Origin of the sequence: Endozoicomonas atrinae (genome assembly GCF_001647025.1) — a bacterium.
GTDB classification, from domain to species: Bacteria; Pseudomonadota; Gammaproteobacteria; order Pseudomonadales; family Endozoicomonadaceae; genus Endozoicomonas; species Endozoicomonas atrinae.
In genome coordinates this window covers 1-14070 of record NZ_LUKQ02000150.1, presented here as the reverse complement: position 1 = coordinate 14070, position 14070 = coordinate 1, and the positions used below count along the sequence as shown (strand labels likewise).

The 14070-nt window shown below is 47.7% G+C and carries 17 protein-coding genes; 8 read left to right on the top strand and 9 right to left on the bottom strand.

What is annotated here, in order from left to right:
- The first annotated feature begins 157 nt into the window (after positions 1 to 157).
- From AK963_RS18335 to AK963_RS18325, 3 genes are all read left to right on the top strand, one after another.
- Complete coding sequence (locus tag AK963_RS18335; RefSeq protein WP_066016888.1) at positions 158 to 1360, top strand: hypothetical protein; 1203 nt, start codon at positions 158 to 160, stop codon at positions 1358 to 1360.
- A gap of 2 nt (positions 1361 to 1362) precedes the next feature.
- Entirely contained in the window at positions 1363 to 3213 is a 1851-nt protein-coding gene (locus AK963_RS18330) for a hypothetical protein (RefSeq protein ID WP_066016887.1), read from the top strand.
- Positions 3214 to 3298: 85 nt separating this feature from the next.
- Complete coding sequence (locus AK963_RS18325; protein ID WP_066016886.1) at positions 3299 to 3532, top strand: hypothetical protein; 234 nt, start codon at positions 3299 to 3301, stop codon at positions 3530 to 3532.
- Between the two features lie 31 nt (positions 3533 to 3563).
- Here AK963_RS18325 and AK963_RS18320 read toward each other — a convergent pair whose 3' ends face one another.
- The 5 genes from AK963_RS18320 to AK963_RS18300 form a co-directional block, all read right to left on the bottom strand.
- Positions 3564 to 3848, bottom strand: a complete 285-nt coding sequence (locus AK963_RS18320) for a type II toxin-antitoxin system RelE/ParE family toxin (protein ID WP_066016885.1) — start codon at positions 3846 to 3848, stop codon at positions 3564 to 3566.
- Positions 3848 to 4132, bottom strand: a complete 285-nt coding sequence (locus tag AK963_RS18315) for a type II toxin-antitoxin system RelB/DinJ family antitoxin (protein ID WP_066016884.1) — start codon at positions 4130 to 4132, stop codon at positions 3848 to 3850. Before AK963_RS18315 ends, AK963_RS18320 begins: the two co-directional genes overlap by 1 nt.
- Positions 4133 to 4417: 285 nt before the next feature.
- Entirely contained in the window at positions 4418 to 5488 is a 1071-nt protein-coding gene (locus AK963_RS18310; RefSeq protein ID WP_139117502.1) for a hypothetical protein, read from the bottom strand.
- A gap of 196 nt (positions 5489 to 5684) precedes the next feature.
- On the bottom strand, positions 5685 to 6554 hold the full coding sequence (locus AK963_RS18305; RefSeq protein WP_066016882.1) for a dienelactone hydrolase family protein: 870 nt from the start codon (positions 6552 to 6554) through the stop codon (positions 5685 to 5687).
- A gap of 230 nt (positions 6555 to 6784) precedes the next feature.
- The gene (locus AK963_RS18300) at positions 6785 to 7078 is read right to left on the bottom strand and encodes a SemiSWEET transporter (protein ID WP_066016881.1); all 294 of its coding nucleotides are present in this window, start codon (positions 7076 to 7078) and stop codon (positions 6785 to 6787) included.
- A 306-nt stretch (positions 7079 to 7384) separates the two neighbouring features.
- On the opposite strand from AK963_RS18300, the gene AK963_RS18295 reads away from it, so the two are divergent.
- Both AK963_RS18295 and cspE read left to right on the top strand, forming a co-directional pair.
- Positions 7385 to 7819 carry a hypothetical protein gene (locus AK963_RS18295; RefSeq protein ID WP_066016880.1) on the top strand — a complete coding sequence of 145 codons (435 nt, stop codon included), beginning with the start codon at positions 7385 to 7387 and terminating at the stop codon, positions 7817 to 7819.
- Between the two features lie 770 nt (positions 7820 to 8589).
- A complete protein-coding gene (gene cspE, locus AK963_RS18285; RefSeq protein WP_066016878.1) occupies positions 8590 to 8799 on the top strand; it encodes a transcription antiterminator/RNA stability regulator CspE in 210 nt (69 codons plus the stop codon).
- Between the two features lie 97 nt (positions 8800 to 8896).
- Here cspE and AK963_RS18280 read toward each other — a convergent pair whose 3' ends face one another.
- Together AK963_RS18280 and AK963_RS18275 are read right to left on the bottom strand one after the other, a co-directional pair.
- Positions 8897 to 9286 carry a response regulator gene (locus tag AK963_RS18280; RefSeq protein ID WP_066016877.1) on the bottom strand — a complete coding sequence of 130 codons (390 nt, stop codon included), beginning with the start codon at positions 9284 to 9286 and terminating at the stop codon, positions 8897 to 8899.
- A 236-nt stretch (positions 9287 to 9522) separates the two neighbouring features.
- On the bottom strand, positions 9523 to 9816 hold the full coding sequence (locus AK963_RS18275) for a hypothetical protein (RefSeq protein ID WP_066016876.1): 294 nt from the start codon (positions 9814 to 9816) through the stop codon (positions 9523 to 9525).
- A gap of 242 nt (positions 9817 to 10058) precedes the next feature.
- Between AK963_RS18275 and AK963_RS18270 the strand changes: the two genes are divergently transcribed.
- A complete protein-coding gene (locus tag AK963_RS18270) occupies positions 10059 to 11156 on the top strand; it encodes an MBL fold metallo-hydrolase (protein ID WP_193791000.1) in 1098 nt (365 codons plus the stop codon).
- Between the two features lie 48 nt (positions 11157 to 11204).
- Here AK963_RS18270 and AK963_RS18265 read toward each other — a convergent pair whose 3' ends face one another.
- The gene (locus AK963_RS18265) at positions 11205 to 11969 is read right to left on the bottom strand and encodes a hypothetical protein (RefSeq protein WP_066016875.1); all 765 of its coding nucleotides are present in this window, start codon (positions 11967 to 11969) and stop codon (positions 11205 to 11207) included.
- Positions 11970 to 12307: 338 nt separating this feature from the next.
- Between AK963_RS18265 and AK963_RS18260 the strand changes: the two genes are divergently transcribed.
- Positions 12308 to 12820 (top strand): ProQ/FINO family protein, encoded by a 513-nt coding sequence (locus tag AK963_RS18260; RefSeq protein ID WP_066016874.1) that lies wholly within the window; start codon positions 12308 to 12310, stop codon positions 12818 to 12820.
- A 16-nt stretch (positions 12821 to 12836) separates the two neighbouring features.
- Here AK963_RS18260 and AK963_RS18255 read toward each other — a convergent pair whose 3' ends face one another.
- A complete protein-coding gene (locus AK963_RS18255; RefSeq protein ID WP_066016873.1) occupies positions 12837 to 13076 on the bottom strand; it encodes a hypothetical protein in 240 nt (79 codons plus the stop codon).
- 2 nt (positions 13077 to 13078) lie between these two features.
- On the opposite strand from AK963_RS18255, the gene AK963_RS18250 reads away from it, so the two are divergent.
- On the top strand, positions 13079 to 14070 hold a 992-nt coding region (locus tag AK963_RS18250; protein ID WP_066016872.1), incomplete at its 3' end, for a calcium/sodium antiporter.

The window sequence follows — 14070 nt, the reverse complement described above, 5'->3', positions numbered from 1 at the left end:
CCGCAGGCTGGGGAAGTGGTTGGGCAGTGGGCAACGCTATCCGATTTAATACCGATGGCTGCCTTGCTCCGGTTTGGATTTGCCGAACCGTACTCGCCGGACAAGGCACCGAAACCAATGATGATTTCACACTACAGATTCGGGGGGATGCTGACTGATGGCAGGGCTATGGTTTCATCAAGATAATTTGGCAGCAAAAGTCGTATCTGATGCCATTGCTGACAGTGCCAATGAGGGTATGTATTACGGGGAGAAAATTGCACTTCAAATGCTCGTGTATATTGATAGTAGCAATGCCAGTGAGACAGTGCCTTTATTCAGTTCGTTAAGTAATACCAGCAATCCTCCTGACCGATTTTATTTTGAGGCACTTGTCGAAAGTGGGAAATTACGATTGCAAACTTTCGATAGAAATACTCGACAAATGGTAGGTTACTTTTCGGAGCCTATCCCTTTTGATCAGATGATCGAAATTAAAATAATTCACGGCAACCCTTATCCATATATTCATGCGTGGGTAAATGGAACAAAACTAACCGTTGAGTCATTCTCAGGCAGTACTAATAGCTCTATTGTTTTCGGATACTTTCAGGCCACCATAGGAGGGGTAAGAGAAAGTATCCCTCAGTCAAAAGGGGTTCTGTTTTCCTACATAAAAATCATCAACGATAATAATTTCCCATCAGATACCTATGCTTCTTATTACGTCACTGAATGGGTGATTGATTTTGAAGATGAGGCAGACCCCTTCAAAGTAAAAACCAAAAGAAATAATGTACTCGGTGAACTCAATGGGAGCGTGACTTATCAGACGGAAAACATCGTCTGGACAAGTGGCAACACACCGCCAGCAGATACCGGCGGTGGAGGTGGTAGTGGCGGTGGTATCGTTGTCCCCGGCAACGGCAACACCACACAGGTGCAGGGCAGCATAACCGAGAACGATTTACCCGTCGCCCGTCGAGTGTTTGCCATTACCGAAGCTGAGCTAACTATTGATGGCAGTCAGGAAACCACACAGGCAGTGCTGGCTAACGCTATCAGCAGCGAGATCGATGGAAGCTATACCCTCGACACCAGCCCTTATGAAGGCACCGTCTTTGTTATAGCTGCCGATGATTACGGCACCGTCTGGCAACCCGACACTGCTTATGTCGTAGGCGACGTTATCAGACCGCCAAACTTCCAGGGCTATATCTACCATTGCACCCTGGCCGGAACGACCAGCAGCACCGAGCCGATCTGGTGGTTTGAAACCGATAGCAGTCAGAGCATCGGAACCGCACAATTTCAGGCAAAGCCATTTAGCCGACCGTTAGCACACGGCCCGATCCTGCCGACCATTGTTCCCAGTGCATAACGATGGCTTACGACCCCTCCGCAAGCACCGATTTTATATTCAGCCTGCAGGCTTACCAGCCTGCGGTGGATTTCGCTTTTTATCCACAGAAGACATACGCCTTTACCACACCGCCCTCCGTTGTCCGTTTTTGCCAGAGCCAATGGCAGACCAGCCAGCCACAGCAGCGTGACCACAGCGCCGCCTATGGCAGCAGCCTGACTATAGATGCCACCAGAGCGCAAAGCAGTCATCAGGCCACACCGCTGGAAGCCCATGCCGTCGGGCTTTTCTGGGGCGAGGTGGCGAGTTTGCAGGAAACCGTACAAATTAGTCATGGCCAGAGCCAGGACAAAGAGAACCGCATTAGAGGACACTGGCAGCAGTCGCCCACCAAGCAGCGCCACCAGCGCCAGGGATGGGACAACAGCCTCCAGCCCCAAGACCATCGCACCGAGCATGACTGGCAGACGCCAGCCGAGAAAGACACCCTGCGGCTGGCCAGCTTTCGACGTGTGGATGAATTCAGCCCACCGCACCAGCAGGAAAACCTCGGCTACCGGATCCCCGAAGCCAGCCTGCTGAACTTTCAGTTTGCCGGGCAGAGCTACACACCGGCCACCAGCCCTGACGTGTTTTTCAGGATGGGCAGAGCCATCGAGCAAAAAGTAATCCAGCCAAGGGACAGCCGAACCGGTTTCAGCTTTCAGAGCAACCGGCAGCTGGACGACCCGGTGGTGATTCCCTGGGGCTTAGGACAGAAAGCCAGGGATGAAAGTGTTACCGGCAACTATGGCGGCGAGACCGACCCGAACGTGGTAGAGAAACCACAACCCGAGCAGCCAGAGATCAGGGAGAGTTACCTGCTTATGAACGTTATCAGCGTGGTCACCTTACCAGAGCGCACCCCCATCGAGCTGAACGATTTGGAAATAGAACTGGATATAGACAGCTTCAGCTGGAACCTCACCGGACAGCTATGGGGAGCGTCCAGCCTTTCCATGATAGAACCGGATGCCAGTGGCCCGAAACAGGTAGAGATAAACATCAACGGCTGGGTCTGGGTATTCATTATTGAGCGATACAGCACTGACCGTCGATTCGGTAACGAACGATACACCGTGACCGGCACCAGCCGCAGCCAGCTGCTCGCCGCCCCATATGCACCGATGCGCAGCAAAAGCAGCGCCAGTGACATCAACGCCAAACAGGCCATCAGTGAGGAGCTGGCCAATACCGGCTTTAACGCCAGCTATCCCAACCTGAACGACTACAGCACCCCTGACTGGATTATTCCCGGTGGTACGTTCAGCTATCAGCACCAGACGCCCATGGAGGTGATTGCACGACTCACCACCAGCGCCGGATCAGTGGTGATTCCTGCCCGAGACAGCGACCAGCTGAATATCCAACCCCGTTATCCGGCAAGCCCTTGGAACTGGGGCACCGCCACGATGGACAGGATTATTCCCGCCAGTATGGTCATCAGCCTGAGCGCCAGCTGGCGACCCGAACCGGAATACAACGCCGTCTATGTTTCAGGTACCCATGCGGGCGTGGCTGTCAACGTAAAACGCAGCGGAACGGCAGGGGATGAACCAGCGCCGGATATTTTGGAAGACTGGCTGACAGAGACCCAGGTGAACACCGAACGAGGCAGGAACGAACTGGCCAAAGGCGGTCACCAGAGCATCACCACCATCGAACTGCCGCTGACCGACACCAACACCGCCCCCGGACTCATTGAGCCAGGGATGCTGGTCGAGGTTCAGGATATAACCGGCGATTGGCAGGGGCTCTGTTTAGCCACCAGTATCAGTACATTTGGCGAGGGAACCGTTATTCAATCGGTTGATCTAGAGAGGCATTTTTAGGGGGTGCCCGGTGCAGGGTACACCGGGACTTTATACGCACAGGATGCCTTATCTCGGCATCTAAATAATAGACGTCGAGGAAATTATGGCAACCACCAATATCTGGCAGCAATTCAAATCGCTTCTACCCGAAGGAGCCAGGACCGTCGTCACCATAACCAGCAACAACGGTGACGGAACCAGCAGCGCAACAATGCGAGATGGTGCAGTTATCAGCGTACAGGGAGAGAATGTACCAGCAGGGAGGAATGCACTGATACAAAATCGGGTGGTTAAGGCAGAGCTACCAAGGTTGGCAGCTTATGAAGCAGAAGTGTGAGTCGGTATAGATTGTCAGATATGCCCAGACATTAGCCCAGATCACTTGGGAATTTTTGTTTCTGGTGAAGAACTCTCATTACACGAATATCAGTACCATCAACCAAATATGACACAATCATTGATACTTCTGGAATGATCAGCAATCTGCCACGGATGCCTTCACGCTCAACCCCCATAAGCGGTTGTACTAATAAGTTTTCAACTTTCACTTCAATGATCAGATCAGTCTTTTCTGCTGCTTCAGGATTAAAATCGTAAAGAAACTCAAAGATCTTTTCCCGATCATTCAGAGACTCTTCTTCCCATAAGATCATTAATGGTTGCCTCTATTGCGAATTTTTGCTTTGCGCTTAGCCATCTCATCTTTGGCTTTATCGTGTTCAACAAAATCCGATGATCCAGAGTCAAATTTCTCAAATGCCTGGTTGACTTGCTGGGTTAGCCATTGATCGTGAGAGGATAACTTCCGCTGTTGTTCAGCCAGTTGCTCAGTAAACTCCCGGCATGCATCACTGATAGTACGCCCCTGACTTTCAGCCATTTTTTGAGCCAGGCGTTTTGTTTCCTCATCGACGCGAAATTGTATTCTTGTTTCCATCATGGCCTCCTTATTGCTGTGAGTACAAATGTTAGCACAGTATAAGGCGGCTCACAAAAATGAGTTAGGTGATTTGGCTATATCAGCATGAAACACGGTCAATCCAATTAGCCCCTCAAACGCCCCTCGTTTGGAAATTCAAAAATTATATGCAAAGAAAATAAAGAGTTAAGTTTATTTTGACGCGGGTTCAAATCCCGCCGCCTCCACCAAATAGCAACCCCGTAGATTATTGATCTACTGGGTTTTTCTTTTCAGAAAGTCTTACTGCAGTATTGCCAGTTTTTAAGGGGTTATTGTTGACTCGGTAAAGTCTGGACTATCGGGTATTTTATTACCTCCAGTCTTCCCTGAGCTTATGGAGTCCAGATAGTAATCGGTTGTATCCGGTTGAAATCCGGGATCTTCATTCGGCATGCTTTGTCGTGTTGTAACGGTCATAACTGGTGATATTGTCATGATGTTTTTCCACATCATTTCACCAATGGTGGTCTGAGATATATCTGCTCCAGAACCTGGGTGTGGTGCAGACATTTCCAGAATATTGGATGGATAGGCAATTGCTGGGAGCTTATGTTGATCACAGAAAGCTTTTATTTCCTGAAAACAATTTCCATCTCTGATCCAGCACTGCTTAAGAAATAAAAAATTAGTTTCCATCAGTTTTTTGAACCACTGAAACTGCGCTTCATCTGATGAGAATAGTTCAGTAAAGAATTGTTTAAGATGCATTGTTCTGTATTTTTTTGGGTCTAGTTTTAAACTTAATAATTCCTCTTCACGAAAGCTATCGGTTTTTTGCTCTGTAACTGCCCAACGGAAAAGGGCGTCATGATATACTGCTGGGTCTTTATGATTGTAGCTTTCTCGAAGTAAGGGTATTTCATCTCTATTTTTAACAAAAACATACATCCGACCGCTTTCTTTATCTCTCCCACAGTCTATATCTGGTATTTTTTGCATGAATTGAGCAATGTTTTCGGATGTTTCGAATGTCGTTGAAACTAAATTCCAGAAATGTTCGGTCATATCTGAATTATCAACAATCATAAGTACCGGTATTTTACTTTGGTCGTGAAGTGGCTGATTCAGGTTTGCCAAATTTGCAAGGCATTGAACGCCACCAGTAGCAATTACAGTGAATGGACGTAATGCGGGGTCAGCATACTTTTCAGCTTGACTGATAGGATCATTACCCACAGCAAAGTTAATGTATTGACTAGGGTACTGGGTTGGTGGAATGGTACTGACCAGCTTTCCATTTTTCCACAGAATTGCATGTTTTTCTGGAGGAGCCTTTTCTGGTGTGTCGCCTGTATAACTGCAGGAAGTTTCCGTAAGAACTGATGGCATCATAAATCCGGAACCTTGTTTAAGTATGATGATATGAGCCTTAGACTGACTGGACAGCTTTCTGTTCACTGCATTCTTTTACTATTGAGTCTCATTGGATGGGAGGGGGGAATGACCTGGATTAAACCAGATTTACTGCTAAATCGCAGGGCATCCACATTCTGTTTGCCTGATATCAGCTTCCATCAACCTTCCTTTGTTAAGGAGCTGGTTTTTCTGCTTTTGGCGAGAACGCTTCATTCAGAAACTGTGCCACGGCACTAAGCGCTTGTTGATGGGCTGTGGGGTTAGCGTTTTTATGGCCAGAGATATCAAAACCGTGACCGGCTTCCGGGTAGGTAATGCTGCGCACAGGCAGGCCCCGGGTTATCCATTTATTAGCCATCGCTTCACATTCAGTGGGGTTAACCGTTGTGTCCTTACCAGCATTAATGATGAGCAACGGCGTAGGGTTGCTGTAGGTATAGCGTGCCCTTGAAGGAAGCCCACAGTAGGGGTAATACACAATGGCTGCCTTGACGGACTGTAATGCATCGGGTGGCACTGAGGCCAAAGCGTAAGATGTATTGCCGTGATAGGACAGGGCATCGTGAATGGTCCAGCCTCCATGGGAGTAGCCAAGTAACGCGATATTGTCGGTGTCCGCCTTTGGGTGCTGGCGAATGGCTTCTAAAGCAACGTATATATCTCCTGCCCGTTCAGCGCCCCAGAGAGCGTAACCCCTGCATACGGTGTCTTCATCAAGCCCCCGGCCTGTGTGACTGTCAACCATGACGGCCATGTATCCCTGTTTGACCAGCCAGTCCATCCTCGGTTCAGCTCTTTCAGGCTTTACTCCCTCACAGCCGGGTATAATCAGCACGACAGGAAAAGGGCCGTTGCCAGTGGGTGTCTCAATCGCCATATGGGGTATGACGATATCATTTAATTGCTGCCAGCTTTGAGTGTCAGCAAGAATTGTGTTTTTGTATGGCCATAGCCCAATAAACGAAAGCAGTGTGACAATCAGCAAAAGGAAGATGGACAGCCGAAAGGCCAGCTTTCGAGTACGGTTGTTAACAGCAGGCATGATTTTTTACTCCATGCTTTCTGGCTGTGTAAGACAGTTTAGCGTTGGTGCTAAAGAGTAATAATTGGTGCAGGATAAAATGGTTTCTTATCGAAGGAGAAGAACAGGGCTTTGATAGTAGCAGCTTTCGATAATGATCACTTACCGTCGTTGTTACTGCAGCCAATAGCTTCCATAGAAAGCATCGAGCTGTGGCTCCTGGTAACTTCGCGACTATTCATTGCCCCTGGTTAAAATGTGAAGCCCACACGTTCAATGATCCCTGCAACCATCATCAGATACATTAAAAAGCCCAGACCATTGCCGACCCAGATGGTAGGATTTTTGTGGTAAAGGCCGTAGATAGTCCACAGAAGGGCAATAAAGGAATACAACGACCAGGTTGTGAGAGAGAGTCCCAGGGCATATTGCCCATGGGAGAAGTAGAGTTTGTATAGTTGAGGCAATGTGGCGATTGGGCTGATGAGTCCCATCACCAGCATAACGGGTTCGAGTGCTTTTCCAATACGTTCAATCAGAGTCATTGCCGTCTCATCAATGGTTTATTGCTACCAGCGTATCTTGAGAGCATAGAAATGCCGGCACAAATCAGCAATCCTGCCTTTAAGTAGCTGGCCATATGGAATTGAATATTTCTGGGTGAGTGGTTAGTTACTTATACTCAACCCCCGAATGTCGGTGCATCACCTCGTCAAATCCCGCCACCTCGACGATAACGATCAGGTAGATTGCTGGTCGATGGTTACTGTTGTGTTTACTAACCAGCTGGTTAGTCAGTTCTATGGCAACAAATGGTAAGGTACTGAAAATCGTTTAATGGACTATTCGATATGACCAGACGTTACCTTTTTGAAGAGCTGCCGATGAACGGCATATACCGGGGAGACAGTCGCATTCCCCATCATCTTATGACCTCCGAAATTGAGAATGCTCTGAAGATCTTCCGGCAGATGAGAGAGTTCCTGTACGTTGAGTTCAGGCTGGGGAAACCCACTTACGTGTTTTTAATGCCAGATACCTGCCCGTCCACAAGGTATGACTGGGCAAAGGTCTCTCTCACTGATCGCGGTGATATGAAGTATGTGTTTGTCTATAACGATCCGCACCCTGAAGAGCGGTGGTGGATTGATTATCAGCCAGTGAATGATTCAGGTATTCCGGTCAGTACTGAGCGGTGTGTAGGCTGGTTTATCAATGAGTTTGTCGCCTTCAGGAAGGCTCGGGAGATTCTTGCGCAACCGAACAGGGCCAGCAAAGTAAACTGATGGCACTCAGTGGTGACTTTCACATCAGTGATGTTAAGAGCTGACTCCTTTGGGTTAGTCTTATTGTTTCATTGTCATATTGGTGGAAATTGCCAGTGCTCATAGACTTGATTGTTGTATGAAACTGAGCAGCAGCATTGGCTACTTCCGGATACGGTATTTGTGCTTTTTTTCGCAGAGCTCCATGAGCTTTATCAATCAGGTGTGCCCTGAATGGACTGTCTTTGTCCAAAGACATCACAACTTATTGGAAAATTATTTTTGATTACCTGTCTACAGGGTAATGCTAAACAGTGGCCCTTCGGGATGGATTGGATGCAGGGTTGAACATCTTGAACAGGGAACGATCATGTCCTGAGCTGTTCGCATTTATGCCCTGTGGGTATTGCCTGAGTACTTGTATGGCCAAATGGTTGAGTGGCCAGTTAGTGTTTCTCTGGTCAGGTAACTATTGCCGCTTCATAACCGGGCCTGGCGATGCAGAGACTCATTCTGTATCTGAAATTCCTTAGGCTCATGTGATGACTACTCATCGTTGCCTGAGTCATGATTGCATGATATTTATCTCAAGAGCAGGTAATCACTGATGAGTTTTCTAACGAGAGCCTGTATGATAGGCATCGTTAAAAGTGATATTAGTTTTTTATGAAAAGATTTGATGTTCCGAGCGTAGTCTCTCTGCATATCCTTCATAAACCAAAATAAAACTTCTAGCTGAACGGCTTTGCCTGCAAAGCCTCCCTATAGTATTTGAATATCAGGATATGAGTATGTCTACCTCTAAAGGAACTGTTAAGTGGTTTAACGACGAGAAAGGTTTCGGTTTTATCAGCCAGGAAAACGGTGGACCAGACGTGTTTGCCCACTTCCGTCAGATTGCTACTGAAGGCTTCAAAACCCTGACCGAAGGACAGCGCGTTGAGTTCCGTGTAACTCAGGGCCAGAAAGGTCTTCAGGCTGAAGAAATCCGTCCTCTGTAAGGCGGATTTTGCCCGGTTTCAGACTGGGTGATTCATAAAAAGGCAGTACTTTTCAGTACTGCCTTTTTTATTGTCTGCCATAAAGGGGTCCAAAGGACTAATTCAGGAACTTGCCCAGCAGCTGCATCATCTTTTCCCGTTCAATGGGTTTGGTAAGGTAATCATCCATGCCGCTGGCCAGTGCTTCATTGGTTGATCCGGTAAAGGCATTAGCACTGAGCCCAACGATGGTACCTCTTTCTAACCCATTATCCTGCTCAAACTGGCGGATGGTTTCCGTAGCCTGGTAACCATCGATGACGGGCATTTTACAGTCCATGAATACCAGATCCCACTGTGAGTAATTGCTCTTGTACAGGTCAATGACTTCCTGACCATTGTTGGCAAATACTGGTGCTATATTAACCTTTTTAAGCAGCTGTTTGATGACAAACTGGTTGGCTTTGTTGTCTTCAGCAATCAGTATTTGTTTACCGGAAAGTTCCATAGGTAGTCCCTGGTTGTTAGTGCTGAATCCTTTCAGTCTATTTATCTGCGATGTTACTGAGCTGTTTTTGATATATCCGCTTCCGGTTACCCGGACAGCCTGGCCTACGCAGTTAAATGAAATGACAGTCTTATCCGTAAGACTAGCAAAAGTGGCCTTATCCCCCGCTAAGAAGAGGGGGTGGAACTGGGAAAAGAACCTTATGTCAACAGATTCTTGGACATAAGTGATTGAAATTATGCCGGTTTCCTGTGGTTTTGCCTGGATAAGAGTGGGCTCAATACCTGTTCCGGTCCCTGTTCATCATAACCGGCGTTATTAAGGGGCTGACACAATACGGTATGAGGGTCTTCCCAGGGGCTGGACTTCTTCTTTTCAGAGCGGAGTGAACGGGCGATGGAGAACTCGCTGGTACCCAGCTGGCGAGCATGCTCTTCGCTTTCTGCCCTGACAATAGCCTCTCCACGGTAGCGGCTGCTCTGCCACTTCATGGGAGCGTGATCCACAGGATATAACTTATAAATAGCCATAACGACCTCCCTGTCAGATACATTGCACTTTTTATTAATCTAGCAATGCTTTTTAAGGCCGGTTTATTTTTAATAGAAAAAAAGCAGCGGGCTGACTATTGGTTTTATTGCTCTGAAAGGTTCTTTTCCCACGTAAACAGCAAGTTAGCTGTCTTTTCTGGTATCCGGTGGTTTGGTTGACGAGGTGTCTGGAAGTCACTACTGCTGATATGATTAACTCGCACTTATATTCAGGGCTGATAATGAAACGGAAAACCACTCTGACAGGTCTGTGTAGCTTGATGGGGATTGTTATTGCTGTTGTGCTGCTGGTTGCCTGCTCCTCCGGGGGCTATACCGGCCCGGTATCTGATCATTTTGATGGCAGGCAGTTTCATAACCAGGTCAAAACCCGTGATAAAACGGTTATGGATCTACTGAAATGGCGCTTTAACCGGAACCAGGCTGAAGATGCCTGGCGCAGCATAGACCAGAAAGCCAGTGTTACGGTACCAGAGCAAAACCGTGATGGTATTCTGGCGACGTTTGTGAACCATGCCACGGTACTGGTTCAGGTTGGGGGAAAGAACATTCTCACTGATCCGGTATGGTCAGAGCGGGTCAGCCCTGTGTCGTTTATTGGGCCGAAGCGTTACCACCCACCTGCCCTGGACATCAGTGAACTGCCGCCTATTGATGCCGTGGTGATCTCTCATAACCATTATGATCATCTCGATCTGGCAACATTGAAGCAGCTGGAAAAACACTCCAGCCCGCTGTTTATTGTAGGGTTGGGTAATCGTGAGCTGCTGGCTAGTGAAGGGTTGACCCGGGTGGTTGAGCTGGACTGGTGGCAGGATCATGCTTTGGGGGATGGTGTCATTATAACCGGAACGCCCGCACAGCACTGGTCGACACGTACTCGTTTTGATCATAACCGCACACTCTGGCTGGGGTATCTGATCAGTGATCCGGACTCCCGGGTCTTCTTTGCCGGTGATACCGGTATGGGGCCGCATTTCGCTCAGATACATAAACGCTTTGGTTCTGTAGACCTTGCCCTTCTGCCTATTGGTGCCTATTTGCCCCGCTGGTTTATGAAGGATAATCACCTGTCACCAGACGACGCTCTTAAAGCACATAATATTCTCCGGGTGCAACAGAGCATGGCCATTCACTTTGGTACGTTTAATCTTGGTGACGATGGGCAGGATACTGCCAGTAATCGCTTGAGGGCTCTGCTGGAAGAAAAGCAGAATCAGAAGGCAGATTTTATGATTCTAGAGCCTGGAGGACAGATTCACCAGAAGGTGGATAAAGCGCTGTTGTCAGACGCCGGCAGTCAATTTTCGGTACAATAAGAGGATTACTGGCCCTGAGGCCAGTAATTAAAAAAGGCATGAACGTTGTCAGATCATGCGCTCGTTGGCAGGGAGTATTCGTGGAATTGACTGGGAGAATGCCGAGCAGACCTTGTCTCCTTCCTTTTGTGCCTTTTTGGCCTTTGTGAGTTCTGCAATTCGCTTTTGGAAGCGCTCCAATACGCGTTTTGACTCATCCTTTGTCATACGTGAATACTCTTTTTTACCATCGAGATAGTTCACCAGGTCCTTTTTAGTCACTTCATCCAATCCTGAAGCGTGGATCAGCTCTTTGGTTTTCTGGATATAACTTTCGCGAGCGACCTCGTTCAGCTCTTGACTAATCCCCCCCAGGGCTTTTTCCTGTTCCAGTTTTATGTTCTGCATTTTCTGCCAGTTGGGCCGGCGTCTCAGCACAACGATAGCGCGAGAACGTTGACTGAGTCTTTCCTGGTTATCCGTATGGTATCCAACTTTGGATAAGGCAAACGGCAGGTCTTTTGTTTCATCAACAAAACTCTTCATTTGCTGTACGGTTTTTTCATCGGGTATGCGATCACCATCACCATTGATTTTATGAAAGGATTTGAGATGAATGGTTTGCTCTACAGGGGATTTATGACGGTCTTTGAAGTGGATTCTGATCCGTAAAACAGAACCGGTTCGTTTCACCCTGATCAGCAGCTTTGCTCTGTACTTTCTTGCCACTTTTCTCAGTTTGAACTTCCCTTTCTTTTTCAATTTACCGCCTTTGGGCTTATATCTCTTTCCTCCGCCAATATTCATGGCAGGCAGGATAGTATAGCGAGCCATTTTTACACCCTCCTTGTGTTGTGTGACAGCTGTATTATGCGCCTCTGCTGTTGGTTATGGTAAACATGAGTGTTAGGAATACTGACATTTCCAGTGGTTGACTTGTTGTTATAGGTGACAGGATGGATAGTTGTATTTGCTGCTTATTCTTTGATTTGTAACCGGTGATTGGTACGGTTTGTTGATAAATTACGCTTTTATGGCGGCGCTGAATCCGTCATTATAGTGCTCCCGTTGGCTGAGGCCGACGGCATGTTGGTTTTCAAGGGTGTCTCAGAAAATCTATTGCTCTGCGTATTTTTTCTGAGGTGTCCAGAGTTATTTGGGCAAGGCAGTCGATGACAGCAGAAAAAAGTAATATTTCTGACCAGAGCATCCAGGAACAGGAAAAGCAGCTGGCACCTGAACAGGATGGTTCCGCTATGAGTCAAGAGCTTCCGGAAGAGGCCAGGAAAATTCTTGAAAGGCTGCACAACCGGCCTGAAAGTGACGTGATGAATTCAGAAGCACTTCGTCTGGTCAGAATTCTCTGGCCGAGTGCTTTTAATGTGTCGGACCCCAGACCTCTCAAGATCGGAATTCACAAAGAGATGGCAGAGGCAAACCTGCTACCTGAACATATCATTCCAGTTGCGCTTCGATTTTTTACGTCCATGGAACGCTATCTCGAGAAGATTAAGCCCGGTGCTACCCGTATTAATCTTCAGGGGCAGGCGGCAGGTCGGGTGAAACTTCGTGAAGCCGTGGATGCGGAAATCAAGCTCTATACTCAGAGCAGTGACTTTATCACAACGAGAGACCGGGTCATTATCAAGAAGATTCGCTTACTTTCTGTGAACAAGCAGGCTTGAGCAATCTTCTCTGCTTTTAAGTGTAAAAACTGCTTTTCTCCCTCTCTGTAATGGCTATAATCCGGTTTATATTGAGGGAGTAGCCTGCCGTAGCCAGTTTTGACTGACAGGTGTATACATCAACATGCATTGACCGTTCGGTCATGGTGTATACGATGCTTGCTAAACAGCAGCATTTGGCCAGACTCAGATGATGGATACCAGCAAGAGGGCCTGGTGCCTGTCGTCTGGTTGGCATGCCCTCAGTGATTCCCACTCATGATTTCCATCTTTCAGTTTATTCTGGCAGTTGCTGTTGGGTTTATCGTGCTTTGCTGGAGTGCAAACCGCCTCGTTGAAGTAGCGTCCACCCTTGCATTTCGTCTGGGCATGCCTCTGCTGACCATCGGTGTTACGGTGGTTGCTTTTGGTACCTCTGCTCCTGAGTTAATGGTTTCTTCCGTTGCGGCGTTTAATGGCTCCGGTGGTATTGCCATCGGTAATGTGGTTGGCTCGAATATCGTCAATATCGGTTTGATTCTGGCGATTGGTGGACTGATTGCTCCTTTGGTCGTTAAGGCACGGATTGTCTACCGCGAACTTTCTATCCTGCTGATAACGACCATTGGTGCTGCTCTGATGTTAATGGACGGTACATTGAGCCTGTTGGATGGGATTATTTTTTCGGTTGCCTTTTTGGCCTACAGTTTCTATCTGCTGAAGTCATCTACTGGCCAGGAAGCCGAGCAGGATATACCCGTGCTCCCGATCAGTACTCCCAGGGCATTTGCAGAGTCTCTCGTTATGCTGGTGATTCTTGTGCTGGGTTCCCAGCTTCTGGTTTGGGGAGCTAAAGGTATCGCCCTGGCGATGGGAGTTAATGAGCTGATTATTGGCCTGACGCTGGTGGCTTTTGGTACCAGCCTTCCTGAGCTGGCGGCAGTCGTTGTCAGTGCACGGAAGGGGCTTCACGATATGACGGCAGCTACGGTCATTGGTTCCAATATCTTTAATATTCTTGCTGTGCTGGGGCTGTCCGGTGTCGTCGGTCAGGGTATTACTGTGGATGCAACAGCTCTTCGAACTGATATTCTAACCATGGTTGTCATGACCATTTTGTTAGCGGTTGTCGTTTATTCCAGTAATACCAATTTCATTTTCAAAATATGTCACGAATTCTGCGATTGCCTTTATACTTTAAATAGCCTGTTGTTCATCCCGTTAATGTCATGCCTAAAACTCCCGATTTTCCTGAAAACTTTCACGATGCA

Coding starts and splice junctions, on each gene's coding strand:
- AK963_RS18335 (WP_066016888.1), top strand. CDS start 158: ATGGCAGGGCTATGGTTTCATCAAGATAATTTGGCAGCAAAAGTCGTA.
- AK963_RS18330 (WP_066016887.1), top strand. CDS start 1,363: ATGGCTTACGACCCCTCCGCAAGCACCGATTTTATATTCAGCCTGCAG.
- AK963_RS18325 (WP_066016886.1), top strand. CDS start 3,299: ATGGCAACCACCAATATCTGGCAGCAATTCAAATCGCTTCTACCCGAA.
- AK963_RS18320 (WP_066016885.1), bottom strand. CDS start 3,848: ATGATCTTATGGGAAGAAGAGTCTCTGAATGATCGGGAAAAGATCTTT.
- AK963_RS18315 (WP_066016884.1), bottom strand. CDS start 4,132: ATGGAAACAAGAATACAATTTCGCGTCGATGAGGAAACAAAACGCCTG.
- AK963_RS18310 (WP_139117502.1), bottom strand. CDS start 5,488: ATGATGCCATCAGTTCTTACGGAAACTTCCTGCAGTTATACAGGCGAC.
- AK963_RS18305 (WP_066016882.1), bottom strand. CDS start 6,554: ATGCCTGCTGTTAACAACCGTACTCGAAAGCTGGCCTTTCGGCTGTCC.
- AK963_RS18300 (WP_066016881.1), bottom strand. CDS start 7,078: ATGACTCTGATTGAACGTATTGGAAAAGCACTCGAACCCGTTATGCTG.
- AK963_RS18295 (WP_066016880.1), top strand. CDS start 7,385: ATGACCAGACGTTACCTTTTTGAAGAGCTGCCGATGAACGGCATATAC.
- cspE (WP_066016878.1), top strand. CDS start 8,590: ATGTCTACCTCTAAAGGAACTGTTAAGTGGTTTAACGACGAGAAAGGT.
- AK963_RS18280 (WP_066016877.1), bottom strand. CDS start 9,286: ATGGAACTTTCCGGTAAACAAATACTGATTGCTGAAGACAACAAAGCC.
- AK963_RS18275 (WP_066016876.1), bottom strand. CDS start 9,816: ATGGCTATTTATAAGTTATATCCTGTGGATCACGCTCCCATGAAGTGG.
- AK963_RS18270 (WP_193791000.1), top strand. CDS start 10,059: ATGAAACGGAAAACCACTCTGACAGGTCTGTGTAGCTTGATGGGGATT.
- AK963_RS18265 (WP_066016875.1), bottom strand. CDS start 11,969: ATGGCTCGCTATACTATCCTGCCTGCCATGAATATTGGCGGAGGAAAG.
- AK963_RS18260 (WP_066016874.1), top strand. CDS start 12,308: ATGACAGCAGAAAAAAGTAATATTTCTGACCAGAGCATCCAGGAACAG.